The organism is Camelimonas fluminis, from assembly GCF_014656355.1.
Classification (GTDB): Bacteria; Pseudomonadota; Alphaproteobacteria; order Rhizobiales; family Beijerinckiaceae; genus Camelimonas; species Camelimonas fluminis.
Window position 1 is genome coordinate 1 of record NZ_BNCG01000062.1, and the last position, 8,819, is coordinate 8,819.

The following is an 8,819-nucleotide window of genomic DNA, read 5'->3' on the forward strand; positions in this document are numbered from 1 at the left end:
AAGATGGCCTGGGCGATCTTCTGCGGATCGAGCGTGTAGAGTTCATCGCCGGCGCTCTCGAAGAGACTGCGCATGGCGCCGGCGGGAGTGTCGCGATAGGCGGCGATCGCCGAAGCGAACTTCAGATTGCCCCCGAAGCTGCTGCGTACGCCGCCCGGTTCAATCAGCGTGACGAAGACGTCGAACGGCTCGAGTTCCTGCCGCAGGCATTCGCTGAAGCCCTCCAGCCCCCATTTGGCGGCATGATACATACTGCTGGTAGGAAGAGAGCCTTGGCCGCTGGCGCTCGAGATTTGGATGATCCGACCACTGCGGCGTTCGCGCATGGCGGGAATGAACGCGCGAGTGATGTGGACGGGTGCCATCAGGTTGAGCGCGATCTGCTCCTCGATGTCCGCGTCCGACATCTCCTCGGTCGCGCCAATAACGCCGCCGCCCGCGTTGTTGACCACGATGTCCACGGGTCGCCGAGCTTGCGCCCGGGCGACGACCGGCGCGATGTCGCCGGTAACAGTGACGTCGAGTTTTTCGACCACCAGTCGTTCGCCATATCTCTCGGTCAGATCGCGCTCATGCTTTCCGGTTTGCGAACCGCGGCTGTCAACACGTCGCCGGCAGCCAGGATGACTTCAGCGAGATGACGCCCGATGCCACTGGATGCGCCTGTGAGAAACCAATGATGAGACATACAGGGTCCTTTCTTTGTTACCTACTAGTTGGTAACTTGTGATTCTCAGTTGGTCAAGCCATACGGAAGCGATGCAAACCGGATCCAAACGAAATGCCGAGCTGACCCGGCAAAAGTTGCTCGCCGCAGCGACCGAAGAATTCGCGGCCAATGGCCTGGCGGGCGGACGGATCGATCGCATCGCGGCCGCAGCCGGTATCAGCAAACCGATGCTCTACGCCTATTTCGGGGATAAGGAGGCGTTATTCGCCGCAGCGCTCGCGCAGGAAGTCATGGCGGCGACCAGCAGGGACCGGTTCGACCCGGACGATCTCGAAGGGTATGCGGGAAGGACCTATGATCTGCTCGTCGAGCGACCGCGACTCTGGCGCCTGTTGGCATGGCACCATCTTGAACGCGGCCTCGACGTACTCATGCTACCCGAAGGCCAGGACATTCTGCGTGACAAGCGCGACGCGATAGCCGCAGCCCAGGCCGACGGACGGATTACGTCCGAATTCGAGCCGATGGAAGTGGTCAGGCTGGTCGCAGCTCTCTCTCAGCTCTGGTGCATGGCGGAGCCCGCGCGAGACGACGTTGAGCACCGGGCGCGCCGCGCGACCATCAAGCGTGCGGTGGCGCGGCTTTTACTTAAATGAACCCGGTTGACGTGACGCTCTCACTTTCCCCGCCTCGCAATGAAAGAGGCAGGCGCGTTCCATCGCTTGCGACGGCCACCTGTGATCGCTTCACGGACATTGGTCTGCCAGGCTCGAATTGAACCTGCGCTGCGTAGGTTACCGGTGCCAACATCATGCCTGCGAATAAGACCGCAGCACATTTGAGGGAAGAGCGGAAACGCCGTAGGAAGTGGCCTTCATTCATGTATCAATGGAGACCGAGATGACTAAATTCTGAGTGTTAGGCCTCAGGACTAGTTTTGCTTTGCAGGCTCCATGACCGTGCCGTTTCTCGCTTTTGTGATCCAAGTCTGCAGCCGGCCATCGCCCCGGACAGCGTCAATGAACGCATTCACCTTTTCCAACGCCGCCGGATTGCTCGCTGACACGGCGATGGCCTGCGGTACGCCGGTGATGCTTCCTTCAATTTGAGCCATACTCGTGTCTTCGGCTGCGATTGCCTGAAGCCGGGTATTGTTGGCAGCAAACGCATCGATATGGCCCGAACGCAGTAGCTCGAGCGCAGCCGCCGTGGAGGCACCTTCGACCTCTACAAGCCGGAGGTGCGAGTAATTCCGCCTGAGGAAGTTGGCGATGGAATCGCCCTTTGTAACACCGATCCTGAAACTGCCGCTCTTCAGGTCTTCAAGGCTCTTGATAGGTGACCCCAAGGGAACGACGACGCTCTGAGGATTACGCAGGTACACTTGGGAGAAGACAACCTTGCCTTCCCGCGACGGATCAGGTGCCAAGAAGCCAATATCGGCTTTGCCCTCTGAAACCGCGTCAATTACGGCCGCAATTCCCTGTAAGCCCTCAAACTGCAGAGGTACCTCTGCTCTTGCCGCCAGTTCCTTGGCTATGTCGGCAGACACGCCTGAAACTTGGCCGGTGTGAGCATCCCTAATGGCTTGGACCGGGTTCCCAGCCAGGTAAACGGCCCTGAGGGCGCCTGTGGGCGCGAGCACGTTGTCAGCAGAAAATGCAGACGAGCTGATCAAGGCGACGGCCAATGCACCGATTAACTTCTTCGTAGACATCTCGGACCTCTTCATGGACGGATTAGGTGCCCTGTAGACTGAGGAGCTGGCAGGACCGCGACTTCAGGTTGGCTTCATGCTGTGATGAGAGAACATGGCTGATGGGCAAACTTCGATTGGAGCTGGCGATGACGTTTTATGTCTATCAAGCTCTGCTCACGTGGCTGCGACTGGCCGAACGCGGCGGTTCTGACTAGTGCCCCCTCGTCGCGCCTGCTCTCGATGACATCAGCTTTCCGCCCCTCTCCAGCGGGAGACCCAATACAAGCATGGCCAGAGCGCCTGCGAACAGCGAAATGCTGGTAAAGCTCACGATGCCAAACGCGCCGCTATTGTCGAAGAGAGGCCCGCCCGCGCTTGCGCCGATTGCGATCGCAACCTGAAAGCTGGTGGCGATGAGCGCACCAGCACTCTCGGCACGATCGGGTGCGGCGTTGGCGGTCCAGGTCGTGATGCAGACCGGAAACGCACCGAAGGCCAAGCCCCACACGGTTACAGACACGAAGGCCATGATCGGCGAGCCGCCGAGAAAAACCAGGGTAAGCGCCGCAAGCCCGATGAGAAGCGCCGCCACAATCGCGCCGCCCGAAGCGCTTCGCTGTGCCAGTATGCCGCCCAACGTGTTCCCGACAAGACCGGCGAGCCCGTAAAGGAGCAGGGCAAGTGCAATGGTCTCTCCGCTCAGTTCCGCTACCTGTTCGATGATCGGCCGCACATAGGTAAAGCCCGCGAAGTGTCCTGCCAACACCAGCATGACCATGACAATTCCCAAGACCACCGAGCGCCGAGTCAGCACGATGCGGAAGGAGTCGATCCGAGTAGGTTCTGTCGCAGGCAGTCTGGGAAGGGTAGCGACGACACCAATCACGGCAACGAAACCGATCGCAGCTGCGGCGCCGAAGGTCCCTCGCCAGCCCCAAAGCTCGCCCAGGTATAGTCCAGCCGATGGAGCGAAAACCGTGGCAGCCGTTATGCCGGTAAAGATGACCGACATGGCCCGTGGCACGCTCGCCGGGGGCACCAGCCGCAGGGCGAGTGCGGTCAGCATAGCCCAGAGGCCGCCCAGCGCTATGCCCAGCAGGGCGCGAGCGACCAGCAATACCCAATAGGTTTGCGCTAACGCGGTTAGAATCCCCGACAAGAAGATCGTCGCCGTCAGGAGCACAACCAGCTTGCGGCGGTCAAAACGACCTGCGCCGAGAATGATAACGGGGCTGGCAATGGCGGCGATGATCGCGGTTGCGGTGATCGCCTGGCCCGCAGCTCCGATAGCGACATTCAGATCCTGCGCCATCGGTGTCAACAGGCCGACTGGCAGCAATTCAGATCCGATCAGGCCAAACATGGCGAGAGAAATCGCAACAACGGCAGGCCAATAAGCCTTTGCGGCAGACGCATCGCTTTGGGGCATGACAAATTCCAATCGTGGCAGCGGCAATAATGAGGATTGATCTTCGATCACGCCTGTCGTGGTTCACTGGAGGCGGCGGGCCCTGCAACGACCTGCTGTAGGTAGATGTCTGAAGCGGAAACCGATTTGATGGAGCCGCTAGCCGACAAACGCTTTCGAGTACGAATTCAGCGGGAGTTATTGAGCCCTCCCTGAGGCCATAGCTCTCCGCAATGGCCTTGAGCTCGCGGTTCATTTCGATTGACCCGCAGATCATGATCCTGCTGTACTGAGGATCGAGTGCGGTGATGTTCAGGTCCGTGAACAAACTGCCATCCGTGATACGATCGGTAATTCGCCCCATCTTCTGGTAGCTCTCGCGTGTCGTCGGCGCATAAAGGCTGAAGCGGCCTCCGACAAATTCGGCAATGAGCGGGTTCACCTCGCGTTCGCGCGTCAGATCAAATCCGTAGTCCAGTTCGGCGACGTCGCGGCAGGTATGGGTGAGTATGACCTCCGGCCGCATCTTCTCTTTAGGCGCGGCCGGTTGAAGGGCAGAAGATCAACCGAGATTGGCTTCGGCAAACTCGTAATTTGCGAGACTGTCGAGGAAGTTCGTTACGTAATCCGGCCGCCGGTTGCGGAAATCGACATAGTAACTGTGCTCCCAGACATCGAGCCCGAGCAGCGGCTTGCCTTCGCCGGTCGCCAGCGGGTTCGAGCCGTTCGGCGTCTTGGTGGTCTTCAGCTTGCCGTCATGGCCTAGCACCAGCCAGGCCCAACCCGATCCGAACTGTGTCGTCGCGGCGGTCTTGAACGCATCTTTGAAAGCATCGACCGAGCCGAAATCCCCGACGATCTTTGCTTCCAGCTTCCCAGGCAGCTTGCCGCCATTCGGCGACAGCGCATTCCAGAAGTGTATATGGTTCCAGTGCTGTCCGGCATTGTTGAAGACTGGCACATAGTCGGCCTTGCCAGTGGCGAATGTGATGATTTCTTCCAGAGACTTGCCCTGAAGAGCAGCGTCTTTCTCAACGAACCCGTTCAGCGCCGTGACATAGGCCTGATGATGCTTGTCGTGATGCAGCTCGAGCGTTTCCTGGCTCATGCCGCGGTCGGCAAGAGCGGAGTGAGTGTAGGGCAGAGCGGGTAGTTCGAAAGCCATGATGATACTCCTCTCAGGGACCCCGCTTGCAATCTGCGCACGGCCCTTTATTTTCCAAGCCATGCCTTTGCAAATCATTGACGGTAATATGTCAAGCACAGCCTTGGAAAATAGGGGGAGGGCGCCCCGCACGCCGGCGGACCGCATTCTGATGGCGCTGAAAATGCATGGCGCGCTGACCGCCGCGGACCTCGGCCAGCGGCTTGGAACATCCGGAGAGGCGGCACGCCAGCAGTTGGTACGCCTCGCAGACGAGGGGCTGGTTGCCGCCAGCAGCGCTCCATCTGGGGTCGGGCGTCCGATCCAGCGCTGGGAGCTGACCCCTGCTGCGGAGACACGCTTTCCGGATACGCATGCCGCGCTTACCGTGCAGTTGCTCGAGATCGTGCGTGAAAGTCTTGGCCAGACCGCACTGGACGCAATCATTGCCCGCCGGGAAGACGACACGCGGGCTGGCTATGAAGCTGCGATGGCAGGTCGGGAAAGCCTTTCTGGCCGCGTTGCGGCCCTAGCCGATCTTCGCTCGGCCGAGGGGTACATGGCGCACTGGAACGAGGCGGAAGACGGGTCGATCATCCTCATCGAGAACCATTGCCCGATCTGTGCGGCCGCAAAGTCTTGCCAGGGCTTTTGTCGGGCGGAGCTTCAAGTGTTCAGGGCTGTCCTTGGACCCGGAGCCCATGTCGAGCGCACCGAGCATATCGTCAATGGCGGGCGGCGCTGCACCTATGTCATCCGCGAGGTGGATGGATGAGCACGCCGTCGCCGTCATCCCGCATCCGCCGTGCTGGCTCATCGGTTCCAGCTGGGCTGGACGAAGCTATGATCCGCGCCGTTGTCAGTCGGTTCTACGCGCTGGCACGGGTAGACGATATCATCGGACCGGTGTTCCGGAATGCCGTTGCGGATGAGCAGTGGCAGGCACATCTGGATACCATTACGGATTTCTGGAGCTCGATGCTGCTTGGTAGCGGGCGCTATCATGGCCGGCCAATGCCAAAGCATCTTGCGTTGACGGAACTGGGCGATGTGCATTTCCAGCGTTGGCTGGCGCTTTTTCGCTTCACCGTGACCGAACTGTGCCCGCCCGACATCGCGGCGCTTTTTATCGAGCGGTCGGAGCGGGTTGGAAACTCATTCCGCCTCAACGTCCACATGCATCGCGGGCAAAATCTGGTGCATCTCAAACCGCTGGAACGGAAAGATTATCGACCGCCTCACGCCGGTGGAACAAATTAACGATGTCACGCCCTGCCTGCTCGAGGGCCGGGCGCAACGCGCCCTCGAACTCCGCCTTCGCCTCTGCCGCGGAGAATGGCCGGGCACGTTCGCGCAGGTCGCGCAGTTGCTTGAGATAGTCCGGGACAGGTCAGGGCGCATGCCGCGGGCCTGACCGATCCCGATGAAGGTTCCGCCGAGATCATCGAACGTCTGGCGCAGGGCGAACCGGCAAGGCCGAGGCGCGGTGACGCCGCGGCGCCGCTCGGCGAGATAACGCGGCGTCAATGAGATTGCGGCGGCGACGATGTTGAAGAGCCGGGAGCTCACACGCTTTGGCCGCGGCTATCGGCCGACGCCGCGCATCGCGTCAGAAGAACCGCTGCCGGATGCCGAGCGAGGCGTTCGTCAGCGCGATCGAAGACGCGGCATCCGATGCGAGGCCGGTCAGAGCGCGGACCGCATCGATCGTCTCGGGAATGACGATCGCCTGGTTGTCGACCATGTAGGCGTAAAACAGCTCGTCGCCTTTCGTGCGCAGCATGTCTTCCCAGAGCGCCACCTCGTAGAGATTGTCGTGCGGCCGGCCGAGGTCGGCCATCAGCTCCTTCACGGTATTGATCGCGGTGAGCCCGTCCGTGGTTCGGATCAGGGCGATCCGCGACGAAGCACGGAAAGCGTCGAGGACCTCCTCTTTTTCGGCCGCGCGGGTCAACTGGACGGACCAGTAGTGGAGATGCGCCAACGTCTCGGGAACCTTGACGGCCATGGTCACCACATCGAGGTCGGGATCGACGCTCTGGGCATCGGGTCCCTGATGACTCGGGATCTCGGGCTCGGGCACGAGCGTGTTCATGATCCCGCCTTTATGGCTCTCCCACGGATCGGTAGCGCGCCTCAGCAGTGTGCCGCGCGCGTGTTTCAGGAGGCCGGCGCGCTTCAGGGCGGAAAGCGTGCGGACGATGGAGGTCGTATTGCAGGACACGACGCGCGTCGATTGGCGGCCGATCGCGCTTGCAAAGGAGCTTTCTGCGACGAAAGAGTGTCCGGTCACGGCGTGTTTCTCGCCGCCATGGACGATGAACTTGATGCCTTGGGCGCGGTACCGTTCGACGTTGGTCGCGGCGACGCGCTTGGGCGTGCAGTCGACCACGATGTCCGCCGTCTGGAGCAGCGCATCGAGCGTGCCGGCGACCGGCAAGCCGGCGTCCCTCATCGGGCCAACCGTCTCATCGGAGGCCGCGTAGAACGGGATCGCCTTCTGTTCTAGCGAGCGCAGACGCCAGTCGCTGGCAATATCAGACACCCCGACGAGCTCCATGTCATCCTGGACGCGTACGGCGTCGACCACGCGCTTGCCGATTACGCCGAAGCCGTTCACCGCGACGCGGACGGGATTGCGCTGTGTCATTGCGGATATCCTTCGACAAGTTACGGAGATCACGTCGCCGCAGCTTGGTTGGGGCCTTGGCGGGAGCGTGCCACCTGATTGCCAGCGTCCGGCGCGCTTAACTTTGATCAAGGTTAAGGTTGCGGCAGGTCGCCCATGCCGCGGGCTGCGCGCTCGCGCCAGGGCGGCAGCGCCGAAAAGAAGCCCGGATCGGGTTGCAGGCGAGCCGACGGCCCTGATGCCGACGAGGGCGCCGGCATCAGGTATCGCGGTCTAGCCGAGATCCTCGTAAGTCACGTATGCCATCATGCCGGTCGCCATGTGGTACAGGTGATGGCAATGCAACGGCCATGTGCCGGGATTGTTGGCGTCGAAGACGATCGTCATCGAGTCGCCTGGCGGCACCAGGACCGTATCGCGGACTGCGCCCGCGCGCTTGGCACCGTTAATGGCGATCACCTGGAAATGGTGGCCGTGCAGATGCATAGGATGCGACATCATCGAGGCATTGCGCATGGTGATCTCGATGCGCTGGCGCCGGCGCGCGCGCAGCTCATCGCCGCCCTCGATAGACCAGGCGTAGCCTAGCATCTGGCCTGTGAGCGTGAGGGTGAACCGGCGATCCGCCGGCTTCGCGTCGAGGGGATTGCGCGCGCGTAGCCGCTGTTCGAGCTCAGACCCGACGATCGGCCCGGCAGCGTCACCGGTACTGGCAAGTCGTTTCACCGTAGACCCGGACGTGGCCAGGATCACCCCTGTTCGTTCTACCGCGCCCTCGCGTAGCGCAAGGACGGGATAGGCGCCTTCTCCCGGCGGCAGCGACAGGGCGATGTCGAGGCGTTGGCCCATGCTGACCGGGAAGATCGAGGCGGAGATCGGCAGGACGTCCTGACCGTCGACTGCGAGCAGTGTGCCCTTGAGCGCGCCGGTGTCGATCGTGAAACCCGTCGCGGTTGCGCCATTGATGATACGCAGGCGCACGCGGCCGCTCCTTTCAACGCGCACGATCTCGGGGTCGTCGAGCGTCCGATCGTTGGCGAGATAGGCGTCGTAGTCGATGTCGTTGAGGTCCATCGCGGCCATTTGCATGCCGGGCATCCCCGCCATCGGCATCTTGCCCATGTCGCCATGTCCCATACCGGAATGGTTCATCATCGGCATGCCGGCCATGCCGGCTGATCCTTTCGCTGCGCCATGACCCCTGCCTTGCTTTAGAGCGTTTTTCGATCATTATGGTTCATATCCGCATGAAACGAAGTAGTTCTCACA

The 8,819-nt window shown here is 61.3% G+C and carries 9 protein-coding genes; 3 read left to right on the plus strand and 6 right to left on the minus strand.

What is annotated here, in order from left to right:
- Window positions 1-536 (minus strand): SDR family NAD(P)-dependent oxidoreductase (locus IE243_RS21195; RefSeq protein ID WP_244643303.1); only part of this gene is annotated, 536 nt, incomplete at its 3' end.
- Window positions 537-759: 223 nt separating this feature from the next.
- On the opposite strand from IE243_RS21195, the gene IE243_RS21200 reads away from it, so the two are divergent.
- Window positions 760-1,326, plus strand: a complete 567-nt coding sequence (locus IE243_RS21200; protein ID WP_191321302.1) for a TetR/AcrR family transcriptional regulator — start codon at window positions 760-762, stop codon at window positions 1,324-1,326.
- Window positions 1,327-1,601: 275 nt separating this feature from the next.
- Here IE243_RS21200 and IE243_RS21205 read toward each other — a convergent pair whose 3' ends face one another.
- From IE243_RS21205 to IE243_RS21215, 3 genes are all read right to left on the minus strand, one after another.
- The gene (locus IE243_RS21205) at window positions 1,602-2,387 is read right to left on the minus strand and encodes a transporter substrate-binding domain-containing protein (protein ID WP_191321303.1); all 786 of its coding nucleotides are present in this window, start codon (window positions 2,385-2,387) and stop codon (window positions 1,602-1,604) included.
- A 193-nt stretch (window positions 2,388-2,580) separates the two neighbouring features.
- Entirely contained in the window at window positions 2,581-3,849 is a 1,269-nt protein-coding gene (locus IE243_RS21210; protein ID WP_244643304.1) for an MFS transporter, read from the minus strand.
- Window positions 3,850-4,339: 490 nt separating this feature from the next.
- Window positions 4,340-4,942 carry a superoxide dismutase gene (locus IE243_RS21215; protein ID WP_191321304.1) on the minus strand — a complete coding sequence of 201 codons (603 nt, stop codon included), beginning with the start codon at window positions 4,940-4,942 and terminating at the stop codon, window positions 4,340-4,342.
- 151 nt (window positions 4,943-5,093) lie between these two features.
- On the opposite strand from IE243_RS21215, the gene IE243_RS21220 reads away from it, so the two are divergent.
- Together IE243_RS21220 and IE243_RS21225 are read left to right on the plus strand one after the other, a co-directional pair.
- The gene (locus tag IE243_RS21220) at window positions 5,094-5,696 is read left to right on the plus strand and encodes a helix-turn-helix transcriptional regulator (RefSeq protein ID WP_244643305.1); all 603 of its coding nucleotides are present in this window, start codon (window positions 5,094-5,096) and stop codon (window positions 5,694-5,696) included.
- Between the two features lie 68 nt (window positions 5,697-5,764).
- Window positions 5,765-6,181, plus strand: coding sequence for a group III truncated hemoglobin (locus IE243_RS21225; RefSeq protein ID WP_244643306.1), 417 nt, complete (start codon window positions 5,765-5,767; stop codon window positions 6,179-6,181).
- A gap of 349 nt (window positions 6,182-6,530) precedes the next feature.
- On the opposite strand, the gene IE243_RS21230 is transcribed toward IE243_RS21225, so the two are convergent.
- Together IE243_RS21230 and IE243_RS21235 are read right to left on the minus strand one after the other, a co-directional pair.
- A complete protein-coding gene (locus IE243_RS21230) occupies window positions 6,531-7,571 on the minus strand; it encodes a type II glyceraldehyde-3-phosphate dehydrogenase (protein ID WP_191321307.1) in 1,041 nt (346 codons plus the stop codon).
- 252 nt (window positions 7,572-7,823) lie between these two features.
- Window positions 7,824-8,720 (minus strand): multicopper oxidase family protein, encoded by an 897-nt coding sequence (locus IE243_RS21235; RefSeq protein ID WP_191321308.1) that lies wholly within the window; start codon window positions 8,718-8,720, stop codon window positions 7,824-7,826.
- Window positions 8,721-8,819 lie beyond the last annotated feature (99 nt).

Excerpts from the sequence above, each read along its gene's own strand:
- IE243_RS21200 (WP_191321302.1), top strand. The coding sequence starts at position 760 with ATGCAAACCGGATCCAAACGAAATGCCGAGCTGACCCGGCAAAAGTTG.
- IE243_RS21205 (WP_191321303.1), bottom strand. The coding sequence starts at position 2,387 with ATGTCTACGAAGAAGTTAATCGGTGCATTGGCCGTCGCCTTGATCAGC.
- IE243_RS21215 (WP_191321304.1), bottom strand. The coding sequence starts at position 4,942 with ATGGCTTTCGAACTACCCGCTCTGCCCTACACTCACTCCGCTCTTGCC.
- IE243_RS21220 (WP_244643305.1), top strand. The coding sequence starts at position 5,094 with ATGGCGCTGAAAATGCATGGCGCGCTGACCGCCGCGGACCTCGGCCAG.
- IE243_RS21225 (WP_244643306.1), top strand. The coding sequence starts at position 5,765 with ATGATCCGCGCCGTTGTCAGTCGGTTCTACGCGCTGGCACGGGTAGAC.
- IE243_RS21230 (WP_191321307.1), bottom strand. The coding sequence starts at position 7,571 with ATGACACAGCGCAATCCCGTCCGCGTCGCGGTGAACGGCTTCGGCGTA.
- IE243_RS21235 (WP_191321308.1), bottom strand. The coding sequence starts at position 8,720 with ATGGCCGGCATGCCGATGATGAACCATTCCGGTATGGGACATGGCGAC.